We start from the raw sequence: 25156 nt of genomic DNA on the forward strand, positions 1-25156 counted from the left end.
GCGTGTGACTAAGCCACAATTTTAGGGCGGGAATTATAGCGCCAATAAGTTCCTGAAACCACCTTTACGCAATCCGGCAGGCGTCTGCTTCCCAGCGATAACCCACACCATACACGGCACGGATAAACGACTGTTCTTCGTCGAGAGATTCCAGTTTGCGACGCAGGTTTTTGATATGGCTATCAATTGTGCGGTCAGTCACTACACGGTAATCATCATAAAGCTGGTTCAGCAGTTGTTCGCGTGAAAACACTTTGCCCGGTTCGTGGGAAAGTGTTTTGAGCAGACGAAACTCAGCGGGCGTTAAATCCAGCAGTTTGTCACGCCAGCTGGCCTGGAAACGACTTTCATCGATAATCAGTGGACTGATTTCATCGGCAGGAATGGGATCGCGCTGGCGTTTGCAGCGACGCAAAATAGTTTTGACGCGCGCCACCACTTCACGCGGACTATAAGGTTTGCAGATGTAATCATCGGCACCTATTTCCAGCCCTAACAGACGGTCGATCTCTTCGATTTTGGCCGTCACCATCACAATGGGGATTTCAGAGAATCGGCGGATCTCGCGGCATAATGTCAGGCCATCGGTGCCTGGCAGCATCAAATCGAGCAGGATCAGATCCGGCGGCGTCTGGCGCACAAACGCCAGCACTTTATCGCCGTGGGTGATCAGTTCTGGCGCGTAACCCGCAGCGCGTAAGTAATCAATCAGCAACTGCCCAAGCTTAGGCTCGTCTTCAACAATTAAGATGCGCGGTGTGTTTTCGTCAATGGGTAATTCGGTCATACAGGTCTCAACGATTCTGGCTGCAAGGGTAACTCTACTGTAATGCTTACCCCGCCGAAAGGCGAATGGGTCGCATAAAGCTTGCCGTTATGGGCGGCGACAATGTTCTGGCAGATCGACAGCCCAAGTCCTGAGCCGCCACTGGCCCGGTTGCGCGAACCTTCAGTGCGATAAAATCGCTCAAACAGCATGGTCAGCTGTTCGTCGTTGACGCCCGGTGCGCTATCGGCGAAATGCATCACAAAACGCTGTTGCAGGACTTCACCGGAAATCACCAGTTGCCCGCCGGCATCGGTGTAGCGCAGGCTGTTTTCCAGTAAATTATTGAATAACTGCATTAAACGGTCACTATCACCAAAAATGTTCACGCTGTCTGGTAGCGCAAGGCGGATGGTTAAACCGCGCGAATTGAAACGCTCACGGAACGCACCGGCCGCAATTTCCAACAGATTGATAATATCCAGCGACTGTTTCTGATAGGCCAGCGCCCCTTCGTCAGACATCGACAACTGGTGCAGGTCATCAACCAGCTTGGTCAGCGTCGCCACTTCCATCTGCAGCGATGCGACCGACTCAGGGGTGAATTTGCGCACCCCATCCTGAATCGCTTCCAGCTCGCCGCGTAAAATAGCCAGCGGGGTACGTAATTCGTGAGAAATATCAGCCATATAGGCGCGGCGCATATTGTGGTTTTTCTCAAGCGTGCTGGCGAGTTGGTTAAAGTCTTGTGCCAGTTTACCCAGTTCATCCTGGCTGGTGGAATCGACGCGGGTCGAGAAATCACCCGCCGCCAGTTTATGGGTGCCTTCAACCAGCCTTTTCACCGGAGCCAGTAAACCTCGCGCCAGCAAAAATGTAGCCGCCGCCGCCAGTAGCGAGGAAAGCGCGACGATAATCCAGCTGGTGCGCCGTTGCTGGCGGTCAAAATTAATATCTGTGTTGCGCGTTAGCCGCTCAACGGGCGAGGCGACCACCCAGCCTGCATCGCGTCCATTCACGTTAATGGCGCGGCGCATGCCGTCAGTGGGAACCGGGCCACGCGGGCCGACCAGCACTTTGAAATCCTGATCCACCACCCAGAACTGCGTGCGCCAGCCGTGCGGCGGCAGTTTTGGGTTTTGTTCATCGCCATGCTCAAAGGATTTCAGAATTTTGAACATAAAGCGGTCGTTGTTTCGCAGGAATTGCCAGTTACCGTGCTGGGCATATTGTTCCCCAAGCGCGTCACTCAACAGTTCCAGGCGCTGTTCATTGCCACGCTTGATGTAATCAATAAACCCGTGCTCGAAGCTGAGCCGAACGCCCCAATGCATAATGGCTAACACCAGTAAGCAAGTGGAGAAAATAGCCAAAAACAGTTTGCCGGTAATGCCTGGCCGCCAGAGCTTCATGAGCTCCTCCTTTTACGCCGCGCAATCACGACATTTTTGGTGGTGTCTTTCGGAACACGGGCAAAGATAAACGCCGGAAGGGCGATAACCAGCGCCATGCTCAACCAGGTGTACATAAAGACGCTATGCACCGCCGCGCTATCTGCCGTCAACTGATGATGACCATACAGCCCGAGCAGCAGACCGGCGATGGTGACGCCAATACTCATAGAGAGTTGCATGACCATCGACAGCATACTATTGCCGGAGCTTGCGAGGTCGTCCGGCAAATCTTTCAGCGTCAGGGTATTCATTGACGAGAAGCGCATGGAGTTCACCATGCCGAGCAAGAACAGCACCACTGGCAGCAGGTAGTACCAACCCATCAGGGCGGTGCCCATAAACATCAGGATGACCAGCGCTAAGGCCAGCGTACTGGCGACTAACACATTACGATAACCAAAGCGGTTAACCACCTGCACCACAATACGTTTCATGCCCATACTGCCGAGCACCATTGGCACCATCATTAAACCCGCGTGGAACGGTGAAAATCCCAGGCCAATTTGCAGGAAGACCGGCGTCATAAACGGGATCATCCCACTGCCGATACGGCCGCAAAAACTGCCAAACAACCCAATGGAGAAGGTATGAGTTTTAAACAAATTGAGGTTAAATAAGGCATTGTCATTGGCTTTGGCATGCCATAAATAGAGCGCAATCGCCGCCGCACCACCGCCGACTAATAACCAGAGCGTGGAGGGGGTGATGCCTAAACCTTTTGCGCCATCCAGCGCGATGGTCAGCGCCGCCATGCCAAAGGCAAGAAACACAAAACCCATCATGTCGAATTTACGCGTCTGCATGGTGTAGTTCGGCATCAGCCATAAGGTGGCGATAGCGCCGATAATGCCCACCGGCAGATTGATCAGGAATATCCAGTGCCAGGATGCGTACTCGACCAGCACCCCGCCCAGCGCCGGGCCGAGCAATGGGCCGATTTGCCCGGGCAACGTCACGAATGTCATGGCCGCCATATACTGTTCGCGCGGGACAATTTTCATCACCGTCAAACGCCCCACTGGCACCATCATCGCCCCGCCAATCCCTTGCACCACGCGCGCCATCACCAGTTCGTTAAGCGTTGAGGCGTGAGCACAAAACAGCGACCCGATGGTGAATAACACGATGGCGGTGAAGAAGATATTGCGCACGCCAACCCGGTCAGCCAGCCAACCGCTGGCAGGCAGCATCACCGCCACCGTCAGCACATAGGCAACAATCACCGAGTGCATGTGTAACGGGCTTTCCCCCAGGCTCGCCGCCATAGAGGGCAGGGCGGTGTTGACGATGGTGGTGTCGAGCGACTGCATAAAGAAGCCGAAGGCGACAATCCACAGTTGCCAGCGCACGGCGCTGGGAAGCTCAGTCATGTATTCATTTCCTTCAAAAACGGTGGATGACGCTGGCGCTTATCCACCCTACAACGACAAGTTTTGTAGGGCGGTTAAGCGTAGCGTCACCCGCCAGCGATTGCTGAAGTGGGCTTACGTGCAAACCGCAGGCGCAAACGGTCAAAGAACAGATACACCACCGGCGTGGTGTACAGCGTCAGCAACTGGCTGACCACCAGCCCGCCGACAATCGTTATCCCCAGCGGCTGGCGTAGTTCCGCACCGTCACCGCTGGTCAGCACCAGCGGCAATGCACCGAACAACGCTGCTAAGGTGGTCATCATGATGGGCCTGAAACGTAACAAACAGGCCTGGAAAATAGCCTCTTCCGGTTGCAGATTGCCGTTGCGCTGCGCGTCGATGGCAAAGTCCACCATCATGATGGCATTTTTCTTCACGATGCCGATTAACAGCATGATACCGATAAGCGCAATCAGGCTAAACGGTGCACCAAATAATTCCAGCGCCAGCAGGGCTCCAACCCCCGCCGAAGGCAGAGTCGACAGGATAGTCAGCGGATGAACGTAGCTCTCATACAAAATCCCCAACACGATATACACCGTGGCGATGGCGGCGATAATCAGCAGCACCTGGGATTTCATCGTATCCTGGAAAACCTGCGCGGTGCCGGCGTACATCCCGCGTACGGTTGAAGGCACACCGAGTGCTGTCATGGTGCGGTCAATCGCTTCGCTGGCTTCCGATAACGACACGCCAGTCGGCAGGTTAAAGGAGACCGTCGAGGCCGCAGATAACCCCTGATGGTTGACTGACAACGGCGCATTCGCCGGTTGCCATTTTGCAAACCACGATAGCGGAATCGCCTTGCCGTCTTTATTAATCACGAACATTTGGTCCAACGCGCTGATATCCTGGGTATAGCGCGGATCCACTTCCATCACCACTTTGTACTGGTTAAGTGGCTGATAGATAGTTGAAATTTGACGCTGACCAAAGGCGTTGTTGAGCAAGGCATTAGCTTCTGACACGCTAATCCCCAGACGGGCCATTGATTCACGGTCATAAATCAGATCCATTTCCGCACCGTTGTTCTGGCTGTCGGAGTTGACGTCTGCCAGCTGCGGCAGTTTTGCCAGCGCCTGGCGAATTTTGGGCTCCCAGGTTCGCAGGTCGGCCAAATTATCGGAAAGCAAAGTGTACTGATAACTGGCGTTTGCCTGGCGGCCACCGACACGAATATCCTGAACTGCCATCAAAAACAGGCTGGCTCCCGGCTCTTTCGCCAGCGATTTGCGCAGGCGGTCGATGACTTGTTGCGCGGTCTCTTTACGTTCAGAAAGCGGTTTAAGTGAAATAAACATCATGCCGCTGTTCACCCGCGAACCGCCGGTAAAACCAGTCACATTCTCGACCGCAGGATCATCACGCACAATCTTCATGAAATCCTGCAATTTACCGCGCATCGCCTGGAAGGAAATGCTCTGATCGGCCTGAATATTGCCCATCAAACGGCCGGTATCTTGTTCCGGAAAGAAGGTTTTCGGGATGGCGATATACAACCAAACGTTGAGTGCAATGGTCGCTAACAGTACTAACCCAACCAGTTTGGTATGGTTGAGCACCCATTTGAGCGAGCGCCCGTAACCTTGTTGCATCGCCACTAACAGGCGACCAAATCCACGGTTGCGGGAAGGGGAGTGCTGCGGTTTGTTCTTTAATAGCCAGCCGCACATCATTGGCGTGAGGGTTATCGACACCACCAGCGAAATCCCGATGGCGACCGACAGCGTGACGGCAAACTCTTTAAATAATCGCCCCGGCAATCCACCCATTAACAGCAGCGGCAAGAACACTGCCACCAGCGACAGGCTCATCGACAACACGGTAAAGCCGACTTCACGTACCCCTTGCAGCGCAGCCTGTAAAGGCTTCACCCCCGCTTCGAGATGGCGCGAAATATTTTCCAGCACCACGATGGCGTCATCCACCACAAAACCGGTGGCGATGGTAAGCGCCATCAGCGACAGATTGTTCAGGCTGAAACCACACAAATACATGGCGATAAACGTGCCGATCAGCGACACCGGAACTGCCACCGCCGGGATAAGTGTCGCCCGGCCTGAGCGCAGGAACAGGAACACCACCAGAATCACCAGGGCTATCGAAATAACCAGAGATTGCTCAACTTCAGCCAGCGACGCACGAATGGTGGGCGAGCGATCCTGAGCAATTTGCAAATCGATCGACGCCGGAATGGTTTCGCGCAGTTCAGGGAGTTTTGCCCTGATCCTGTCCACCGTTTCGATGATGTTCGCTTCCTGCGATTTACGGATCATCAGCAAAATGGCCGGTTTCGCATTCGCCATCCCGGCGTTACGTACATCCTGCACGGAGTCGGTCACGGTGGCGACATCGCTTAAATGCACCGCACCGCCGTTGTTGTAATGAATGATAAGCGGCTGATATTCCGCCGCGGTTTTCAGTTCATCGTTGGTTTGTAGCTGCCAGCGCTGGGCGCTATCTTCCAGCGCACCCTGCGGGCGGCGGACGTTGGCATTACTAATGGTTTCGCGTACCGCATCCAGTGACACACCCTGATTAAACAGCGCTTGCGGATTGAGTGCCACGCGCACCGCCGGGAGCGAGCTGCCGCCGATGTCCACATCACCCACGCCATCAATCTGCGCCACGGTTTGCGCCAGTTGCGTGGAGGCAAAATCATATAACTGCCCCTGAGAAAAGGTGTCGGAGGTGAGCGTCAGAATAATAATTGGCGCGTCTGACGGGTTGGCTTTGCGATAGGTCGGGCGGCTTGGCATTCCGCTGGGTAACAGACTTTGTGCGGCGTTAATCGCGGCCTGCACGTCACGCGCAGCGCCGTTGATGTCACGGTCAAAAGTAAACTCGAGAATAATACGCGTGCTGCCCAGAGAGCTTGATGACGTCATCTCGTTGACACCGGCAATACGCCCAAGAGCGCGTTCCAGCGGTGTGGCGACTGACGAGGCCATCGTTTCAGGTGATGCTCCGGGCAGTGAAGCACTGACCATGATCACCGGGAAATCCACCTGCGGGAGCGGAGCTACCGGCAGCAAACGGAAGCCCAACACGCCGCACAGCGTGATGGCGACGGTCAGTAAAATGGTGGCGACCGGTCGATAGATGAACAGTGCGAAGAATTTCACAGCATTTCCTCATCACGACGACCAAAACGGCGACGCACCGCATGGGACAGGTTATCAAACAGTAAATAGATAACCGGCGTGGTAAAGAGTGTCAGCACCTGGCTGACCAGCAACCCGCCCACCATGCCAATGCCCAGCGGACGGCGCAGTTCAGCACCGACGCCCGTTGACAGCATCAGCGGTAACGCACCGAGTAGTGCTGCAAGTGTGGTCATCAGGATCGGGCGAAAACGCAGTAAACAGGCCTGATAAATCGCCTCGTAGGGCTTCATCCCTTGTTCACGCTCAGCCGCCAGCGCGAAGTCGATCATCATGATGGCGTTTTTCTTCACGATCCCGATAAGCAAAATAATGCCGATGATAGCAATCACATCCAGTTCGGCCCCTGCCAGCATTAGTGCCAGCAAGGCTCCGACGCCTGCGGTCGGCAGCGTGGACAAAATCGTAATCGGGTGAATAAAGCTCTCATACAGCACGCCGAGCACGATATACATCGCCACTACGGAGGCGATGATAAGCCAGATGGTATTGCCTGTCGCTGCCTGGAAGGCGAGGGTGCTGCCCTGGAATTGGGTGGTGATATCCGCAGGCATCGCGAGATCTTTTTCAGCCGCCGTAATCGCTTCCACGGCTTCGCCCAGCGAATGATCACTGGTGACGTTAAACGAGAACGTAGATGACGGGAACTGATCGAGATGGTTGACCGTCAGCGGCGCAAAACGCTGCTCGATTTTAGCAATGCTACTTAACGGCACGCTGCCGCCATCGGTACTGGTCAGACGAATATTATCCAGCCCACTCAGGCCTGGCGTGGTGCTGGTATCGTGTTCAAGCACCACGCGATACTGGTTTGCCTGGGTGTAAATGGTGGAAATCAGGCGCTGACCAAAAGCGTTATACAGCGCGTTATCCACATCTGACATCGAAATGCCCAGGCGGCTGGCACTGGCCCGGTCGACATTCACATACGCCACCAGCCCTTGATCCTGCCAGTCGCTACTGACATCAGCCAGTTCCGGCAAAGCGCGCAGTTTTTCGGTTAATTGCGGCACCCAGGTGCTGAGTTCCTCAAGCGATGTCGCCTGCAAAGTGAACTGATATTGCGTGCGGCTGACGGTGGTATCAATAGTCAGATCCTGCACCGGCTGCAGGTAAAGCTCGACGCCAGGCACTTTTGCCACGTTATTTTGCAGGCGATTAATGACCACCGGAATGCGGTCGTCCCGGTCGCTCAGCGGTTTGAGGTTGATTTGCAAACGCGCGCTGTTTAGCGACGGGTTGGTGCCATCCACGCCAATAAACGACGTCAGGCTTTCTACCGCCGGATCTTTCATCACCACATCGGCAACCTGCTGCTGGCGCTGCGCCATGCTGGCAAAGGATACCGATTGCGGCGCTTGTAATGTGCCCTGAATAATCCCGTTATCCTGAATCGGGAAGAAGCCTTTGGGGATGAAAATCCACAGCACGATGGTCAGCGCCAGGGTGCCAAAAGCCACACCTAACGTGAGCCACGGGTGGTTTAATACGCGGGTTAACATGCGCCCGTAACCGGCAATCACCCGGTCGAAAAAGCGCTCGCAGGCCTGGGAGAAACGGTTCTGTTTGCGCAGCGATTCGTGGCTCAGCATGCGCGCGCACATCATTGGCGTCAGCGTCAGTGAGACCACCGCTGAAATCAGAATGGCGATTGCCAGCGTGACCGCAAATTCGCGGAACAAGCGGCCAACAATATCGCCCATAAACAACAGAGGGATCAGTACCGCGATCAGCGAAAAGGTCAGCGAGATAATGGTAAATCCAATTTCACCGGCTCCTTTAAGCGAGGCAGCCAGCGGCTTTTCACCTTTTTCGATGTAGCGCGAGATGTTTTCGATAACCACAATCGCATCATCCACCACAAAGCCAGTGGCGATGGTTAGTGCCATCAGCGTCAGGTTGTTGATTGAGAAGTCGAGGAACACCATCACACCAAACGTACCAATCAACGACAGCGGAACCGCGACAGCTGGAATAATGGTGGCCGGAACGTTACGCAGGAACACGTAAATAATCATCACCACCAGGGCGATGGCGAGCATCAGCTCATGCTGCGTGTCGGTGACGGAGGCGCGGATATTGGTGGTGCGGTCGCTGAGTAATTTGACCTCAACCGATTTCGGCAGACTTTTGGTTAATGCGGGTAACATCGCACGAATGCTGTCGGCGGTGTCGATGATGTTCGCGCCAGGCTGACGTTGCACGTTCATCACAATCGCGGGCTGCTTGTTTGCCCAGGCGCCGAGCCAGGTGTTTTCCGCACCTTGCTCAACCGTTGCCACATCCCCAAGACGAATCGGCGCGCCATTCTGATAAGCGATTATCAGATTGCGATATTCCCCGGCAGACTGCATTTGATCGTTCGCGGACAGTGTTACGGCACGGTCAGGGCCATCCAGACTACCTTTTGCCGAATTGACGTTGGCGCTGGTAATCGCGGTGCGCACGGTTTCGCTGGTTAAGCCAAGGGCAGCAATCGCAGGCGCGTTGAGTTTCACGCGCACCGCAGGGCGCTGGCCGCCAGAAAGCGTCACCAGACCGACGCCGGAAACTTGTGAAATCTTCTGCGCCACGCGCGTTTCCACCATATCTTCAACCTGGGTCATCGGCATGGCGGTTGAAGTCACGGCGAGCGTCATAATCGGCGGATCCGCCGGGTTAACTTTGCTGTAGACCGGCGGGTTGGGCAGATCGGTTGGCAGCAGGTTAGTGGCGGCGTTAATAGCCGCCTGGACTTCCTGCTCGGCAACATCAAGCGGCAGCGTGAGCTGGAATTGCAGTGTTACAACCGAGGCGCCACCGGCACTTTGCGAAGACATTTGTTTGAGGCCGGACATCTGCCCAAACTGGCGTTCAAGCGGGGCGGTGATCGCCGATGTCACCACATCCGGGCTGGCACCCGGATAGAGCGTCACCACTTGAATCGTCGGGTAATCAACTTCGGGCAGTGCAGAAACCGGCAGAAAACGATAACCGATAATCCCGGCAATTAAGATAGCCACCATTAAAAGGGTGGTGGCAACTGGCCGCAGAATAAACAGGCGCGATGGGCCTCCTGTGGCGCCAGGTGGTAATACCTGCATCAGGAAGTCGCTCCGTTACGTTTGTGTTTTGGCTGTGCTTCAGGTGTGGTTGACACGGGGGCTGAGGTCGCCGAATGCGCCTCGACCACTTCCACTTTCGCCCCTTCGGTCAGGCGGTCAATGCCGTCTGTGACCACACGGTCACCGGCTGAAACTCCAGCGGTGATCACCACTTTTTGGCTGTCCTGAATGCCGACGGTCACCAGATGTTTGCTGACCTTATCTTCGCTGTTGAGTACCCAAACGAAGTTGCCTTCATTGCCCATTTGTACCGCAGCGGTAGGGATGACTACCGCGTTTTGTTGAGTGTCCACCAGCATGCGCGCATTCACAAACTGATTGGGGAACAACGCATCGTCTTCGTTATTGAATCGCGCTTTGAGTTTGATGGTGCCGGTTGTGGCATCGATTTGGTTATCAAGACTCAGCAAAGATCCGCTGCTGAGTTTCTGTTTATTGGTGCGATCCCAGGCTTCGACGCTGAGCGTCACGCCGGCTTTCTGCGCCTTCACCACGGTGGCAATGTCGTTTTCAGGCAAGGTGAAAATCAGGTCGATGGGGTGTGTTTGGGTCAGCACCACAATGCCGGTGGCGTCACTGCTGGAAATCTGGTTGCCGACATCCACTTGTTTCAGACCGACACGGCCATCAATCGGCGCGGTGATGCGGCTCCAGTCGAGTTGTAACTGTGCGCTGGCAACCGAGGCTTCATCGGCTTTTATGGTACCGACAGATTCACTGACTAACGCTTGTTGCGCGTCCAGTTCCTGGCGTGAAACCAGGTTGGTTTTGACCAGTTGCTGAAAACGCGCGAGGTCACGGCGAGCATTAGCCAGTGTTGCCTGATCTTTTGCCAGTTGGCCCTGGGCCTGCGCCAGCGCAATTTTGAACTGGCTCGGGTCGATTTCCGCCAGCAAATCACCGGCTTTAACTTGTTGCCCTTCCTGGAAGTGAATGGCCTGCAGTTGCCCGTCCACACGGCTTCGAACCGTTACGGTGTTCGCGGCGGTAATCGTCCCAAGCCCGGTCAGGTAGCGCGGCACCGATTCACTGGTCGCGGTTGCTGCCTGAACTGGCGCAAGTGCCGCGCCACGCATGCCGTGCCGACCGCCAGCAGGGCGTTGTTCAGATTGCGAACCCGGTGTGTCGTTACTGGAACTGGTGGTGCGCCAGTAAAAAACGGCGGCGATAACGACAATGACTGCGGCTGCAATCCATAACCAACGTGCGGTGAACGTGCCTTTCATAGGTGTAAGTATTCTCATCCTGAATTATTTTGAGGCAAGGCCTAATGATACTAGTGTAGTGAGGGAAAGCGGCTGAAAAATGGAGGAAATATGAAGGACTGTATGGATTAATCCTGGATGGTGGATTTTTGCGTAGTAACTCGAAGGAATCCGGTTGAATGCTATCCTGTTTGAATTTTCATCAATAAACTATAGTTTATGAGGTGAGCGTATGACCTGGACAGTAATCTTTACTGAGGATTTTTATCATTGGTATCACGAGCAGCCTTTGAGTCTGCGCAAGAGGTTTTCTCTGCACCTGGCCAAACTGGAGAGAAATAAATGAAAACACTACAGGATGTAATAGCTGAATTTTCACCTGAAGATCAGGCCGATATCTGGAAAATGGCGCAGGTCATGGTTCTGGAAACAGGTTTGCAATTAATGCGAGAAGAGCTTTCGCTCTCACAAAAACAGGTCGCAGAAAAAATGGGGGTGAGTCAGCCGGCGATTGCCGCTATTGAACAACGGGGTCATGACCTAAAAGTACTAACGCTTAAGCGTTACGTCGAGGCAATGGGCGGGCAGCTTTCGTTGTTAGTGCAACTCCCCGAAGGCAATAAAGTCTTCAAGATTTAAAACGCCGTGAGTTTCCCCACGGCGTTGGGTTAATCGCGGAACACCACATCTGCCCAGCGGGCAAGGCCTGCGGTCACCGAGCCGAAATCATCGCCTCCGGCCAACGGAATACCCGGTAATTGCTGAGCCAGTGCCTGTTTGAGCAATGGTGAGCGAGCGCTACCGCCGGTGAGATAAATCACGTCAGGTTTCACGGCGCTGTTTTCCAGTGCCAGCGTGACCTGCTCGAGAATCCGTTGTAACGGCTGGCTGATGGCACTTTCCAGCTCAGGCTGGCTGATTTCACAACCCAACTCTTTACTGATAAATGGCAGCAGCGTGGCAACTTTTTGGCTGTCTGAAAGGGCAATTTTACTCTCTTCAGCAGCACGCACCAGGCGATAGCTCAGACGCTGACGCCAGACTTTTTGCAGGTATGCGACTTTTTCTGGATCGCGCGAATCGCGCACCATTTCATTGAGCATGCGGCCATTGGCGCTGCTGTAAAAATCGTTTTGCGCGGGAACATCGTTGATTGCCACCGCATTCCACCATGGCAATACTGGCAGAGCGATACCTTTCTCGGTCTGGCCACCCATCCCCAGTAATGGAGAAAGCTGCTTAAATGCCAGCATAATATCGAGGTCGTTACCCCCGACACGGCAACCACTGTGGCCGAGCAAACTCTGTTCGCGGTCACGACGGGCGCGCCATTGTGGCCCCATCAGCAATACTGAACAGTCGGTGGTACCACCGCCGATATCCACAACCAGTACCTGTTTTTCTTCGGTAAGTGTGGCTTCAAAATCCAGCCCCGCAGCAACCGGTTCAAACTGGAAGACCACGTCTTTAAAACCGGCACGACGTGCTGCGCGATCGAGGATCCCTTGCGCCTGTTGGTTCGCTTCGTCACCGCCTAATCCCTGGAAGTTAATCGGGCGGCCAATCACTGCCTGAGTGATGGACTCAGCAACCTGGCTTTGCGCCTGATTGCGAATATGCACCATCATCGCGCAGACCAAATCTTCAAACAGCGCGACTTGCTGTGGTTTCAGGCCGGTGGCGCCGAGGAAGGATTTCGGTGATTTAACAAAGTAAACCTCTTCCGGATCTTCCATATACTGGCGCAGGGAACTCAGCCCGAACTGCACGCTGCCTGGCAAAACATCAATGTCTTCTTCGCGGTTAAAAGAGACGGCGCGGCGCAGCAAGGCCTGCGTTTCAGTCCCTGTTGCCGGAACCTCGTGATGGCGATATAACCACTCACTGACCGCTTCACGCGTGGGTGCGCACAACATTGAAGGAAGCAACGTTGAACCGTTTTCCATCTCCAGCGCTTGTGGAACGCCATCGCGCATCACTGCTACAGAGCAGTTTGCGGTACCATAATCAAAGCCTATAAATTGCATAACGCACCCATGCCGGTGAAGAAGGGGGGCGACTTTAGCGGAATGTTTCCCTTCGGGCAATAGAATTACCCTGCATAATTCAAGCTGTATCAATGGCGCGACTCAACGACAGGACGAAAAAATGTATCAGTTGGATTACCACCCGCCTTATGACTGGAAGTGGATGTTTGGTTTTCTCGCAGGCCGCGCCGTCACTGCAATTGAACAAGTCAGCGAAACTCGTTACTGCCGGAGTTTTGCGCTCGATAACTGCCAGGGATTAGTGACGCTTGAGCCCGACGAAGCAGCTTGTCAGTTGAACGTGACCTTAAGTGCCGGGTTACAACCGGTCGCCGGTGAAGTTTTACAGCGCATAAAACAACTGTTGGATCTCGAATGCCAGCCGCAGAGCATTCTTGAAAGCCTGGGAGATTTATCGGCGGCACGTCCAGGCCTGCGCTTGCCGGGCTGCATGGATACCTTCGAGCAGTCAATCCGCGCAATTTTAGGTCAGCTGGTCAGTGTGGCGATGGCGGCAAAGCTCACCAGTAAACTGGCGCAAGCCTTTGGTGAGACGCTTGCAGAAGACCCGGAGTGGAAGATTTTCCCGACGCCCGAACGCCTGGCATCGCTAAACCCTGAACAACTCAAAGCACTGGGAATGCCGCTGAAACGCGGTGAAGCGATTATCCATCTGGCGCGTTTAAGGGTGGCAGGGGAATTTCCGCTAACCCCGCCTGCGGATGTGGAACAAGGGGTTAAGGCGCTGACCACTTATCCGGGCATTGGCCGCTGGACGGCAAACTACATAGCCTTGCGTGGCTGGCAAGCAAGCGATGTGTTCTTACCCGATGATTACCTGATTAAGCAACGGTTTCCTGGCATGACGCCGGCGCAAATCCGCCGTTATGCGGAGCGCTGGAAACCCTGGCGCTCCTACGCGTTATTGCATATCTGGTATAGCGACGGCTGGCTCCCAGATTTAACCCATGGCATTCCGATTCCCAATGCACCCGCAGCGTGAAAGACGAAGGGAATTAGTTAATCGCGAAATAACTGGTATTCAGTAACATTTCCAGCGGAACCGGTTGGGTGACGGCTTCACCATAAATCAGGTCGAAACCGATACCGGAGAGCGTATCCATCACCATTGGCATATCGGCAGGGCCTGCGATGGTTTGCAGGAACTGACGCTGGGCATGGCCATGGATAATCGTCACCATCATTTCGTCCATCAGGTTGCAATGCACGTTCTGAATCAGTTCATCATCGACAATGATGTAGCTGAACTTCTGGCGGGAAATGCGTTTAAAGATGTCGAGGTCACGACCGACCTGGCTGAGGATTAAATGGCAGCCATTATCCCGCAGGCGTTGCAGGTTCTGGTCGATCTTTTCATCTTCACTGTGCAGTGCGGTATCCGGGATAATCAGGTGTAACAGACGTGCAGGCAGCGAACTTTCCGCTAAACGTTCCAGAATTTCGTCGATAACTTTCTCACTGGCCAGTCCGTGAGAGGAGAGGCCAAGGGCTACGCCAAAACCTTTATTGGTCACCTGCTGGGCAAATTTGTTGAAGAATTCATTGAAAATACGCAGGTCGAGGGTGCATTGCAGCTCTCTGTCGGTCACCGCCGCGCGGAACATCGCTTCGTCCAGCACCACGTCGTCACTTCCCCAGAAACGCAATGACAGCAGATAGAAACTGGTCGATTCCGGAATACGCGGTGGCGCAACGGCTTTGGCGATCATCAGGATAGGGTTTTCGTTGATGATACGTTTTTGCTCGTCCAACGGCAGATGTTGGTTCTCTTTGCGAATGGCATGCTGAGAAGATTCAAACACGGTCACCCGACCACGGCCACCATTCTTCGAGGCGTAGCAGGCAATATCCGCCTGAGACAACACTTCAGAGGCAATGCGGTTATCAGCATCAATTTGCGTGATACCCGCACTCGCACCAATACGATGTAAACGTCCGTTCCACGTAAAGTGATAGTCGTTAATGCTCTGGATGATACGTGTAGAAATATGGCGAGCATTATCTGACGAGCAATCCGGAAGCAGCAGACCAAATTCATCGCCACCTAAGCGCGCGAGGAAATCGCCGGTGCGCAACATGCTGAGCATCAACGAGGCCAGCTCCCGCAGTAATGCATCCCCGGCGGCATGGCCTGCGGTGTCATTAACCGCTTTAAAACGGTCAAGGTCGATGAACACCAGAGCGTGGCGCTGACGGTTTTCTCCGGCACTTTGCAGTAAACGTTTGAGATGATTTTCGAAACTGACGCGGTTTGCCAGGTGGGTCAGCCCATCGTGCGAAGCGCTGTAACTCAGCTGTTTGAGCATTTTACGCGATTCGGTCACATCCTGAATAACCAGCACCGAGCCAATACTTTGCCCATCGAGGGTGGTCAGTTGCGTAATGCTGTAATGGATATCGTAGCTGCCGCCGTTACGGCAATGCAGCACCACATCATGTTCAATAGTGGTGCGTGAATAATCACCGCTATGAATGTTTTCCATCACCGGCCCGGTGTCGCCAAAGGTGATATGGAGGATCGTCAGAATGTGTTGTCCGATAGCCTGTTGTTGCGGCCAGCCGCTGAGCTTTTCCGCTATCGGGTTCATAAAGGTGACATTCATATCTACGTCGGTACAAATCACCGCTTCACCGATGGAGTCCAGCGTGATGTGCAGGCGTTCTTTCTCCTGATACAGCGCTTCGTTGAGCAGTTTGACTTCCGTCATATCCATGTTGATACCGAGCAAGCGCTCAACATCCCCATTTTTATTCAATACGCGGTTGGCAAGGGATCGAATATGACGAATGCCTTCTTTAACATGAATCCGGTATTCCAGCTTGAAGGGAACACGGGCTCGCAGGCCATCGCGAACGATTTTATCAGCGGCTGCCGCGTCCTCAGCAACGATAGAATTGAGCCACAAAGCATAGGTCGGTTTCACATGTGCCGGGACTTCGTAGAGATCGAACATGCGTTTATCCCAGCTGATGACATCGCTCACCAGATCCCATTCCCAAATGCCAATCCCGCCGGCTTCATTGGCAAGCGTGATGCGTTCCATCAGCCGCTTATTTACCCATTCGGTATGTTTGAGGTCGTTAATGTCTTCTACTTGTGCGATCAAATAGAGTGGCGAAGCGTCGATGTCGCGCACGATAGAAACCGCCAGTAACGCCCACACCACATCGCCTTTACTGGTGTAATAGCGTTTCTCCATCGAATAACTATTAATGCTGCCGCCTATCAACATATTGAGCTGCTGTAAATCGGCGTGCAAATCTTCCGGATGGGTGATTTGTTGAAAGGTCAGTGAACGGAGTTGTTCGGGTGTATATCCGAGGAATTTACTCAGCGATTTATTGACTTGCAGCCACTGGCCGTCAGTCGATACCAGCGCCATACCGATGGCGGAATATTCCATCGCATTACGAAAACGCGCCTCGCTTTCCGTAATGTGCTTACGCTCTTCACGGAACGAATACATCACCATCGTCATGACATTGGCAGGCAATAAAATCATCAGGAAGGGGAGCCACGGCGCATTATTCATGACCGTGGTATGGGGCTCCATCACGACCTGACCGTCTGTTGCCATCATTAATGAGACAACCATTAACGTTCCGAGGAAAACAACAAAGGCTTCGAGGCGCGGCAGGCGAATCGCGCTCCACATTAAAAAGACAATAATAAAGGTGAATGGCCACGGCATATAACGCAGTGTCAGCCAGGAAAGGGTCAATGTAATGACTAAAGTGAATAGTGTTTCGAGTAATAATTTCGGGTGTTTATGACGCAATAAATAATCGGGTTTAAATAATAATGCAGTCGGTACTAATGCCAGTGTCCCGATAGTTTCGGATAGCACCCAGACAAAAAAGGTTTTTGCCAGGCTTCCGCTATCCGGGCCCGCCAGCCATACCGCCAGTAAGCCGCCTATAATCGGTGGGATCAGGGCGCTACAAAATACTAACTTAACCCAATTACTCAGGTTTTGCAGGGGGTTATGACCCGGTAGCATGCGGCGCATTAATGACGCACCAATCAGCGCTTCAATAATATTGATTAGGGTGTAACCGAGATTAATATCGTGTACGGGCTGTAAAACTGCGGAAGCGCACAAACTTCCTAGCGCACAGACCACAATCACCATTGGCCATTGACGCAATGGATTACGGAATAATGCCACCATCATGATAGAGGTAGGGAACCACAACGGCGCGAAAACAGTACCAACCAGTGATAATTTAAGAGAGTAACAAGTAAATATAAAACTTAAAAAACCCAACCCCAGAGGCAGTACAAAGGAAGGCATCGCGAATAACTCTTTTGTGCTTTGTTTGGTCATTACCGCAAATCCGTTAAGGCGTGCCGCCAGGTGCCATGCCCGGATGCAAATAAAAAGATAAGTTTCGGTTTATGCTAGTACAAACAATTTACATTTCCTATGCAGGAAGAACTTAAATTAACATTAAGAAGTCACAAAAAGTGATATTTGACCGACTTATTTACCGCGCAGGTAACAGATTTGTCTTAAGGCCAGGCAATCGCTGGTTTCGTTTGGCTTAACCATCTGTCAGCTTAAATCACCCGCCACAGTGCATTACTCTGGTATCAGCGAGCGGATCTCCCTATAATTGCCGCGTTTGACGCATGTAGCGTCGCCCTTCCTCAACATTTAAGTCAACAAGGCTCGTTACAACATGACTGACAAGTCCCATCAATGCGTCATCATCGGGATAGCCGGTGCGTCGGCTTCAGGTAAAAGTCTTATAGCCAGCACACTGTATCGCGAACTGCGTGATCAGGTTGGTGATGAACACATTGGTGTCATTCCAGAAGATAGTTACTACAAAGACCAAAGCCATCTTTCGATGGAAGAACGAGTTAAGACCAACTACGACCATCCTAATGCGATGGACCACAACTTGCTGTTCCAGCATCTTCAATCTCTGAAAGCCGGTAATCCGATTGAACTGCCTGTTTACAGCTATGTGGAACACACCCGTACTGGTAATACCGTTCACTTAATGCCGAAGAAAGTCATCATTCTGGAAGGGATTTTGTTGCTGACGGATGCCCGTCTGCGCGAAGAGATGAACTTTTCTATTTTCGTTGATACGCCGCTGGATATTTGCCTGATGCGCCGTATGAAACGTGATGTTAACGAACGTGGCCGTTCAATGGACTCTGTCATGGCCCAGTATCAGAAAACCGTTCGTCCTATGTTTTTACAATTCATCGAACCGTCCAAGCAGTATGCCGATATTATCGTGCCGCGCGGGGGCAAAAACCGTATCGCCATTGATATTCTGAAGGCGAAAATCAGTCAGTTCTTTGAGTAATTGTCAGGCGTAACTGCCATCGGCGAGCCTATTCTTCTGGCTCGCTCGCAAAAAATAATGTAATCCCGGTATTTACCCGTCGTAGCGTGGCTATCTCTGGCGCGCTGTGGCAGGGTAAACAAAACTGAGCTTGATAAGGAGCATCAACGATGCGTTTGTGTGACCGCGATATAGAAGCCTGGCTTGATGACGGGCGCTTAACGATTACCCCTCGTCCGCCAGTTGAACGCATTAGCGGTGCGACCGTTGATGTCCGTTTGGGTAACAAATTCCGTACTTTCAGCGGTCATACCGCACCGTTTATTGATTTAAGCGGGCCTAAAGATGAAGTCAGTGCCGCGCTGGATCGCGTGATGAGTGACGAAATCGTCCTCAACGAAGGCGATGCTTTCTACCTGCACCCTGGCGAGTTGGCTTTGGCGGTCACGCTCGAGTCGGTTACGCTGCCTGCCGATTTAGTCGGTTGGTTAGATGGCCGTTCTTCTTTAGCGCGTTTGGGGCTGATGGTTCACGTCACCGCACACCGCATTGACCCAGGCTGGCATGGCTGCATCGTGCTTGAGTTCTATAATTCCGGTAAGCTGCCGTTAGCCTTACGCCCGGGCATGATGATTGGCGCACTGAGCTTTGAGCCACTCTCCGGCCCGGCTGCACGTCCTTATAACAGCCGCCAGGACGCGAAATATCGCGATCAGCAAGGTGCGGTTGCAAGCCGTATTGATAAGGACTGAGTTCCCATCTGTATGAGGACTGTATGAAACGATTTTTAACCACGCTGATGATCTTGCTGGTGGTACTGATAGCCGGCCTTTCTGCGTTGGTGCTGTTGGTTAACCCCAATGACTTTCGTGAATATATGGTGCGCCAGGTTGAATCCCGCAGTGGCTATCAGCTGAAGATAGATGGTTCACTGCGTTGGCACGTCTGGCCGCAGCTCAGTATTTTATCAGGTCGTATGTCGCTTACCGCACCAGGGGCCAGCCAGCCGCTGCTTAGCGCTGAAAACATGCGCCTTGATGTAGCGTTAATACCGCTGATATCCCACCAGTTACAAGTTCATCAGGTGATGCTTAAAGGGGCGGTGATTCAACTCACCCCGCAAACGGAAGAGCGACGTCCGAAAGATGCCCCAGTTGGGCCATCAAGCAACATCCCTACAACTGACGATACGCGCGGCTGGTCTTTCGACATCGCCAAATTGAAAGTGGTTGATAGCGTGCTGGTGTTCCAGCATGACGGCGACGAACAAATCACGGTACGTAATATCAATCTGCACATGGAGCAGGATGATAAAAAACAGGCGCACATTGAACTCAGCAGCCGGATCAATCGCGACCAGCGCGATATGAATCTGTCGCTGGTGGCCGACCTGAATGCCGCTGATTACCCGCAGCAACTTAGCGCCAAAATCTCTCAGCTCAATTATCAGATTCAAGGGGCCGATCTCCCTGCAAAAGGAATTTCTGGCACCAGCACCATGACGGCGCGCTGGCTTGAACCCGAACGGCGGGTCGAACTCAGTCAGTTGCAATTGACGGCAAACGATAGCGATTTGCAAGGCAGCGCGAGCGTCGTGCTGGAGGATAAACCTCAGTGGGTCATTGATCTGCACGCCAATAAATTGAATCTCGATGGTTTGGTTGCGGCAAATGCTGTCACCAATTCTCAAACGGTCCAGAAGGCGCAGCAGCAACCGACACTGGCACGTCCGGTGATTGCCTCGGGCACCGAAGACAACAGTTATCAGAATCTGCGTGGCTATAGCGCCCAGGTTAAAATTGCCGCTTCCAATGTGCGCTGGCGCGGGCTGGACTTCACCGATGTGCAATCGGCGATAAATAACCAGTACGGCCTTCTGACGGTTTCTGAACTGATGGGGAATCTGGGCCATGGCAGCATGTCGTTCCCGGGCCAACTTGATGCTCGCAAGGGCGAGCCGCAATTAACCTTCACGCCGAAAGTCGATAACATTGAAATCGGGCAGATCCTCACCGCTTTCGATTATCCCATTGCGTTGTCTGGCAAGCTGTCGATGGAAGGGGAGTTTAGCGGCGACAGACTTAATGCCGAGGCTTTCCGCCGTAGCTGGCAAGGGGATGCGAGCATTACGATGTCGCACTCCACGATGAAAGGGATGAACTTCCAGCAGGTGATCCAGCAAGCGGTGACTCGTAGCAATGGCGATGTGCAGGCCAAAGATAATTACGACAACGTGACGACGCTGGATAGCTTCTCGGCACAGGCAAATCTCGACAACGGTGACCTGATGCTCAAGAAGATGGAAGGCAAATCTTCGATGCTTGAACTGACGGGGCAAGGTTCACTGGATTTGGTCAAACAGCTTTGTGATACCCGATTTAATGTCACCGTGCTGGGTGGTTGGGAAGGGGACAGTAAGCTGATTGATGTGCTGAAAACCACGCCTATCCCGTTGCGCGTCTATGGCCCCTGGCAGAAGCTGAACTATTCATTACAAGTTGACCAGGTGTTGCGTAAGCAATTGCAAAACGAAGCGAAACGTCGCCTGAATGACTGGTTAGATAAGCATAAAGACAGCAGCAAATCGAAAGATGTGAAGGAGTTGCTGAATAAGCTGTAGTTGTTTCAGGCTTCGTGTAACGGTGGATGACGCTGCGCTTATCCGCCCTGCAACGGCTATAAATCGCTGCGCTTATCCACCCTACAACGGCTATAAATCGCTGCGTTTATCCACCCTACAAAATCTGAATCGTAGGTCGGATAAGCGTAGCGTCATCCGACTTTATCCTCTCGACTCACACCTCGTAATCCATCTCATCATCGACTTCCAGCGGTACAATCTGCACTTTCTGCACCCGGTGGCTCTCCACTTGCAAGGTGCGTAACAGGAAATTCCCCACCTCAACCGTTTCACCGGTCACCGGAATATGCTGTAGCGACTCCATAAGCAACCCGGCAATGGTGTGATAGTTGCGCTTGTCTTCCAGCGGCAACGGCACGTACTGGACTAAATCATCAAGCGGCATATGGCCGTTTGCCGTCCAGCTACCATCCGGGTTTTTCTGGATATCATGGCGCGCGTCGATCTCTTCTACTTCATTGGGCAAATTACCGGCGATGGTTTCCATCACGTCACTTAATGTCACTACCCCTTCGACTGAACCAAACTCATCCACCACAAAAGCAAAGTGCGTTCTGGCGTTACGGAATTGCTCGAGTGCAGCCAGCAACGTCAGTGTCTCAGGGAAGATCAACGGCTGGCGTATCAACACTTCAAGATTAAGCGGCTCAGCTTTCAACGTTTGCTGCAGTAAATCAATAACGTGCACCACACCCAAAATTTCGTCGCCGCTGCCGGTGACCACTACACGGGTATGTTGGTTTTTATCCAGGAGTGCGCGGACTTCATCGTCCGCGGCGCTCAGGTTGATGTATTCGACGTCATGACGCGAGGTCATGATGCTGCTCACTGTACGCTGGTTGAGATTCAGCACCCGTTCAATCATCAGTCGCTCGACCGGATCAAAGATCTCATCTTGATGCGAGTGATCGGCAATCAACGATGCGGTCTGTGCATCCAGTTCAGCTTCTTCCTTTTTACCGTTCAACAAACGCAGCACGGCTTCGGCTGTACGCTGGCGTAACGACTGATCCGCCGATAAGAAGCGACGGCGATTAAATATGGCAAGTTGATTCAGGCTTTCAATCATCACCGAGAAGCCAATGGCGGCGTACAAATAGCCTTTCGGAATGTGGTAGCCAAAGCCATCTGCCACCAGGCTAAAACCAATCATCAGCAGGAAGCTCAGACACAAAATCACAATCGTTGGATGGTTGTTCACAAAGCGAGTCAGCGCTTTGCTCGCCAGTAGCATCAGGCAGATTGCGATAATTACCGCCGCCATCATCACGGCCAGATGGTCCACCATCCCCACGGCAGTAATCACTGAATCGAGAGAAAACACTGCATCCAGAATCACGATTTGCGTGACAACAGGCCAGAACCGCGCACCGCGCCGCTGGGACTGTGTTTCGCTGTCTTTACCTTCAAGGCGCTCATTCAACTCCACGGTGGCTTTGAATAACAGGAATAAGCCACCGAAAAGCATGATCAGATCCCTGGCGCTAAAAGCGAGTTCACCTACATGAAACAGGGGACGAGTCAGTGTCACAAGCCAGGATATTGAAGCCAGGAGCAATAAGCGCATCAACATGGCGAGGATAAGGCCGGTGACACGGGCGCGGTCGCGTTGCGCCGGAGGCAATTTTTCGGCAAGGATGGCGATAAACACCAGGTTATCGATACCCAGAACCAGCTCAATAACCACCAGTGTTATGAGGCCTGCCCAGATAGACGGGTCGGCAATCCATTCCATAATTCTTTCAGAACCTTTTACAGGATGACAAATGTCACAATGAAATGATGGATAAACAGGGGAGGAATTGCAATGTCGTGGACGGGATAAATGCTGAACCGCTTAAATGCCAGGAGTTCCTGCATTTATATCCTTTTAATTGCCAGGGTAAATAATTAATTCTTTAGCTAAATAAGGAGTCATTATTTTCTCTGTCGTTAAATTCACATGAGATATATCTGTATATTATCGTCAGACGTATCAGTTATTCATTTTCTGTCAATATAAAGAAATTCCTAAAGCTGTGTAATTGTGCTGTTAATATTATTCTTAAAAGTCCCGGGATTGCTCAGTGGTACCTTGCCTGATATAGGGTTAACTGCAACAATCCGTATCGGTATCTGATATTAGATGTATTTTTTTATATTCGCTGAAGCCGTGATATTTAACCTGGTGGCGCGGGTTTATGTTCCTAAGATAATTCTTGGGATTTAATCTCCGCCAGCGCTACTCCTTATAAATTGTCTCTTTTCAGTAGGTTGGTGACTGCAAGCCAGGGGCGGTAGCATGCTCAAAGGCCAGAGAATAAGCCTTAATTATTCTGTCAATAGGATGTCGGGAAATAAGCGTTTTTTTAGGATTGATGCCAGTTATTTTTAAAGGCAACCAGGTTTCAATTCATGCCTCATTCAAAAACCTAACGAGTCTCTTATTTTATTCGTTCAGGATAATTACTCTGCCATAGTGATAAATACTCAATGATAAAATACAAACTTAAATTGATGCCTTTATTGGTGTCGGTAACCCTTATGAGTGGTTGCACCATCCTCCCCGGAAGCAATATGTCGACGATGGGGAAGGATGTCATCAAGCAGCAAGATTCAGATTTTAATCTGGATCGCATGGTTAACGTCTATCCGTTAACGCCGCGCCTGGTTGAACAATTACGCGTTCGTCCAGCAGTCGCGCAGCCAAATATGTCTCTCGACCAGGAAATTTCTGCCTACCAATATCGTGTGGGTCCAGGCGACGTGTTAAACGTCACGGTCTGGGACCACCCTGAACTGACAACCCCTGCAGGTCAGTACCGTAGCTCAAGCGATGCCGGTAACTGGGTACAGTCGGACGGCACCATGTTCTATCCGTATGTCGGCAAAGTTAAAGTCGCAGGTAAAACCTTGTCTGAAATCCGCAGTGATATTACTAGCCGTCTTGCGACGTACATCGCAGACCCGCAGGTGGACGTTAATATCGCTGGCTTCCGCTCTCAGAAAGCCTATGTCTCAGGCCAGGTCAATAAATCCGGTCAGCAGGCTATTACCAACGTACCGCTCACTATTCTCGATGCTATCAACGCCGCAGGCGGCCTGACTGATGCGGCCGACTGGCGCAACGTCGTGTTGACTCACAACGGCCAGGAAAAACGGATTTCCCTGCAAGCGTTGATGCAAAACGGCGACCTGAGCCAGAACCATTTGCTCTATCCCGGCGACATTTTATTCGTGCCGCGCAATGACGATCTGAAAGTGTTCGTGATGGGCGAAGTGAAGAAACAGACCACCCTGAAAATGGACTTCAGCGGCATGACGCTGACCGAAGCGCTTGGCCAGGCCGAAGGTCTGGATATGACGGCCTCCAACGCCAGCGGCATCTTCGTTATTCGACCAATCAAAGATAAGCAGGGCGGCAAAATTGCCAACATTTATCAGCTTGATATGTCCGATGCGACCTCGCTGGTGATGGGTACCGAATTCCAGTTGCAACCTTATGACGTGGTGTATGTCACCACTGCACCTGTCACGCGTTGGAATCGTCTGATTAACCAACTGCTGCCAACCATCAGCGGCGTTCGTTATATGACGGATGCAGCCAAAGATATCCATACCTGGTAAGGCGCTATGTTCAACAAAATTTTGGTTGTCTGTGTGGGGAACATTTGCCGTTCCCCAACCGCTGAGCGGTTACTAAAAAGCTATCACCCGCAGTTAACCGTGACGTCTGCGGGACTCGGGGCGCTGGTGGGGAAAGGGGCTGATGTCGGTGCCGTTCGTGTGGCGCAACAGCATAACCTCTCCCTTGAGGGGCATTGTGCGAAACAGGTCTCCGGCAAAATGTGCCGCGAATATGACCTGATCCTCGCCATGGAAAAGCGCCACATCTCCGCAATCTGCGAAATGGCTCCAGAAATGCGCGGCAAAGTGATGCTGTTTGGTCACTGGGATGCGGAACGGGAAATTCCCGATCCGTATCGTAAAAGCCATGACGCTTTTGAAGCGGTTTACGGTCTTCTGGATCTCAGCGCCCAAAAATGGGCTCACGCACTCAACGCTCATCAGGGATAACA

Annotated in this window: 16 protein-coding genes; 7 read left to right on the forward strand and 9 right to left on the reverse strand. The window is 52.5% G+C overall.

Features of this window, described 5'->3' with window-relative positions:
* Positions 1 to 64: 64 nt before the first annotated feature.
* The 6 genes from baeR to WBL83_RS15435 all read right to left on the reverse strand — a co-directional run bounded on the left by baeR (position 65) and on the right by WBL83_RS15435 (position 11126).
* Positions 65 to 787 (reverse strand): two-component system response regulator BaeR, encoded by a 723-nt coding sequence (gene baeR / locus WBL83_RS15410; protein ID WP_424589971.1) that lies wholly within the window; start codon positions 785 to 787, stop codon positions 65 to 67.
* Complete coding sequence (gene baeS / locus WBL83_RS15415) at positions 784 to 2178, reverse strand: two-component system sensor histidine kinase BaeS (protein ID WP_424589972.1); 1395 nt, start codon at positions 2176 to 2178, stop codon at positions 784 to 786. The genes baeR and baeS overlap by 4 nt, the downstream gene beginning before the upstream one ends.
* Positions 2175 to 3590, reverse strand: coding sequence for an MFS transporter (locus WBL83_RS15420; protein WP_424589973.1), 1416 nt, complete (start codon positions 3588 to 3590; stop codon positions 2175 to 2177). Before WBL83_RS15420 ends, baeS begins: the two co-directional genes overlap by 4 nt.
* Before the next feature lie 86 nt (positions 3591 to 3676).
* The gene (mdtC, locus tag WBL83_RS15425) at positions 3677 to 6757 is read right to left on the reverse strand and encodes a multidrug efflux RND transporter permease subunit MdtC (RefSeq protein WP_424589974.1); all 3081 of its coding nucleotides are present in this window, start codon (positions 6755 to 6757) and stop codon (positions 3677 to 3679) included.
* A complete protein-coding gene (locus WBL83_RS15430; protein WP_424589975.1) occupies positions 6754 to 9879 on the reverse strand; it encodes an MdtB/MuxB family multidrug efflux RND transporter permease subunit in 3126 nt (1041 codons plus the stop codon). The genes mdtC and WBL83_RS15430 overlap by 4 nt, the downstream gene beginning before the upstream one ends.
* On the reverse strand, positions 9879 to 11126 hold the full coding sequence (locus tag WBL83_RS15435) for an MdtA/MuxA family multidrug efflux RND transporter periplasmic adaptor subunit (RefSeq protein WP_424589976.1): 1248 nt from the start codon (positions 11124 to 11126) through the stop codon (positions 9879 to 9881). The genes WBL83_RS15430 and WBL83_RS15435 overlap by 1 nt, the downstream gene beginning before the upstream one ends.
* A 321-nt stretch (positions 11127 to 11447) precedes the next feature.
* Here WBL83_RS15435 and WBL83_RS15440 point away from each other — a divergent pair, with 321 nt between their 5' ends.
* Positions 11448 to 11744 (forward strand): helix-turn-helix domain-containing protein, encoded by a 297-nt coding sequence (locus tag WBL83_RS15440; RefSeq protein ID WP_424589977.1) that lies wholly within the window; start codon positions 11448 to 11450, stop codon positions 11742 to 11744.
* A 29-nt stretch (positions 11745 to 11773) separates the two neighbouring features.
* On the opposite strand, the gene yegD is transcribed toward WBL83_RS15440, so the two are convergent.
* Positions 11774 to 13132, reverse strand: coding sequence for a molecular chaperone (gene yegD, locus WBL83_RS15445; protein WP_424589978.1), 1359 nt, complete (start codon positions 13130 to 13132; stop codon positions 11774 to 11776).
* A 121-nt stretch (positions 13133 to 13253) separates the two neighbouring features.
* Between yegD and alkA the strand changes: the two genes are divergently transcribed.
* Positions 13254 to 14135: a DNA-3-methyladenine glycosylase 2 gene (gene alkA, locus WBL83_RS15450; RefSeq protein WP_424589979.1), complete on the forward strand. Its 882-nt coding sequence runs from the start codon at positions 13254 to 13256 to the stop codon at positions 14133 to 14135.
* 13 nt (positions 14136 to 14148) lie between these two features.
* Here the strand turns inward: alkA and WBL83_RS15455 are convergent, their stop codons facing one another.
* Positions 14149 to 17481 carry a diguanylate cyclase gene (locus WBL83_RS15455; protein WP_424589980.1) on the reverse strand — a complete coding sequence of 1111 codons (3333 nt, stop codon included), beginning with the start codon at positions 17479 to 17481 and terminating at the stop codon, positions 14149 to 14151.
* Positions 17482 to 17836: 355 nt separating this feature from the next.
* Here WBL83_RS15455 and udk point away from each other — a divergent pair, with 355 nt between their 5' ends.
* The 3 genes from udk to asmA all read left to right on the forward strand — a co-directional run bounded on the left by udk (position 17837) and on the right by asmA (position 21077).
* On the forward strand, positions 17837 to 18478 hold the full coding sequence (gene udk, locus WBL83_RS15460) for a uridine kinase (protein ID WP_064545187.1): 642 nt from the start codon (positions 17837 to 17839) through the stop codon (positions 18476 to 18478).
* A gap of 149 nt (positions 18479 to 18627) precedes the next feature.
* A complete protein-coding gene (dcd, locus tag WBL83_RS15465) occupies positions 18628 to 19209 on the forward strand; it encodes a dCTP deaminase (RefSeq protein WP_424589981.1) in 582 nt (193 codons plus the stop codon).
* A gap of 23 nt (positions 19210 to 19232) precedes the next feature.
* Positions 19233 to 21077 (forward strand): outer membrane assembly protein AsmA, encoded by a 1845-nt coding sequence (gene asmA, locus WBL83_RS15470; protein WP_424589982.1) that lies wholly within the window; start codon positions 19233 to 19235, stop codon positions 21075 to 21077.
* 175 nt (positions 21078 to 21252) lie between these two features.
* On the opposite strand, the gene WBL83_RS15475 is transcribed toward asmA, so the two are convergent.
* A complete protein-coding gene (locus WBL83_RS15475; RefSeq protein ID WP_424589983.1) occupies positions 21253 to 22833 on the reverse strand; it encodes a TerC family protein in 1581 nt (526 codons plus the stop codon).
* A 737-nt stretch (positions 22834 to 23570) separates the two neighbouring features.
* On the opposite strand from WBL83_RS15475, the gene WBL83_RS15480 reads away from it, so the two are divergent.
* Together WBL83_RS15480 and wzb are read left to right on the forward strand one after the other, a co-directional pair.
* The gene (locus WBL83_RS15480) at positions 23571 to 24704 is read left to right on the forward strand and encodes a polysaccharide export protein (RefSeq protein ID WP_424589984.1); all 1134 of its coding nucleotides are present in this window, start codon (positions 23571 to 23573) and stop codon (positions 24702 to 24704) included.
* A 6-nt stretch (positions 24705 to 24710) separates the two neighbouring features.
* Complete coding sequence (gene wzb / locus WBL83_RS15485) at positions 24711 to 25154, forward strand: low molecular weight protein-tyrosine-phosphatase Wzb (RefSeq protein ID WP_424589985.1); 444 nt, start codon at positions 24711 to 24713, stop codon at positions 25152 to 25154.
* Positions 25155 to 25156 lie beyond the last annotated feature (2 nt).

This window comes from Buttiauxella sp., assembly GCF_049686335.1.
In the GTDB taxonomy this organism is placed as follows: domain Bacteria; phylum Pseudomonadota; class Gammaproteobacteria; order Enterobacterales; family Enterobacteriaceae; genus Buttiauxella.

What these genes read in the sequence shown, in the direction of transcription:
- baeR (WP_424589971.1), bottom strand. Translation starts at nt 787, where the DNA reads ATGACCGAATTACCCATTGACGAAAACACACCGCGCATCTTAATTGTT.
- baeS (WP_424589972.1), bottom strand. Translation starts at nt 2,178, where the DNA reads ATGAAGCTCTGGCGGCCAGGCATTACCGGCAAACTGTTTTTGGCTATT.
- WBL83_RS15420 (WP_424589973.1), bottom strand. Translation starts at nt 3,590, where the DNA reads ATGACTGAGCTTCCCAGCGCCGTGCGCTGGCAACTGTGGATTGTCGCC.
- WBL83_RS15430 (WP_424589975.1), bottom strand. Translation starts at nt 9,879, where the DNA reads ATGCAGGTATTACCACCTGGCGCCACAGGAGGCCCATCGCGCCTGTTT.
- WBL83_RS15435 (WP_424589976.1), bottom strand. Translation starts at nt 11,126, where the DNA reads ATGAAAGGCACGTTCACCGCACGTTGGTTATGGATTGCAGCCGCAGTC.
- WBL83_RS15440 (WP_424589977.1), top strand. Translation starts at nt 11,448, where the DNA reads ATGAAAACACTACAGGATGTAATAGCTGAATTTTCACCTGAAGATCAG.
- yegD (WP_424589978.1), bottom strand. Translation starts at nt 13,132, where the DNA reads ATGCAATTTATAGGCTTTGATTATGGTACCGCAAACTGCTCTGTAGCA.
- alkA (WP_424589979.1), top strand. Translation starts at nt 13,254, where the DNA reads ATGTATCAGTTGGATTACCACCCGCCTTATGACTGGAAGTGGATGTTT.
- WBL83_RS15455 (WP_424589980.1), bottom strand. Translation starts at nt 17,481, where the DNA reads ATGACCAAACAAAGCACAAAAGAGTTATTCGCGATGCCTTCCTTTGTA.
- udk (WP_064545187.1), top strand. Translation starts at nt 17,837, where the DNA reads ATGACTGACAAGTCCCATCAATGCGTCATCATCGGGATAGCCGGTGCG.
- dcd (WP_424589981.1), top strand. Translation starts at nt 18,628, where the DNA reads ATGCGTTTGTGTGACCGCGATATAGAAGCCTGGCTTGATGACGGGCGC.
- asmA (WP_424589982.1), top strand. Translation starts at nt 19,233, where the DNA reads ATGAAACGATTTTTAACCACGCTGATGATCTTGCTGGTGGTACTGATA.
- WBL83_RS15475 (WP_424589983.1), bottom strand. Translation starts at nt 22,833, where the DNA reads ATGGAATGGATTGCCGACCCGTCTATCTGGGCAGGCCTCATAACACTG.
- WBL83_RS15480 (WP_424589984.1), top strand. Translation starts at nt 23,571, where the DNA reads ATGATAAAATACAAACTTAAATTGATGCCTTTATTGGTGTCGGTAACC.
- wzb (WP_424589985.1), top strand. Translation starts at nt 24,711, where the DNA reads ATGTTCAACAAAATTTTGGTTGTCTGTGTGGGGAACATTTGCCGTTCC.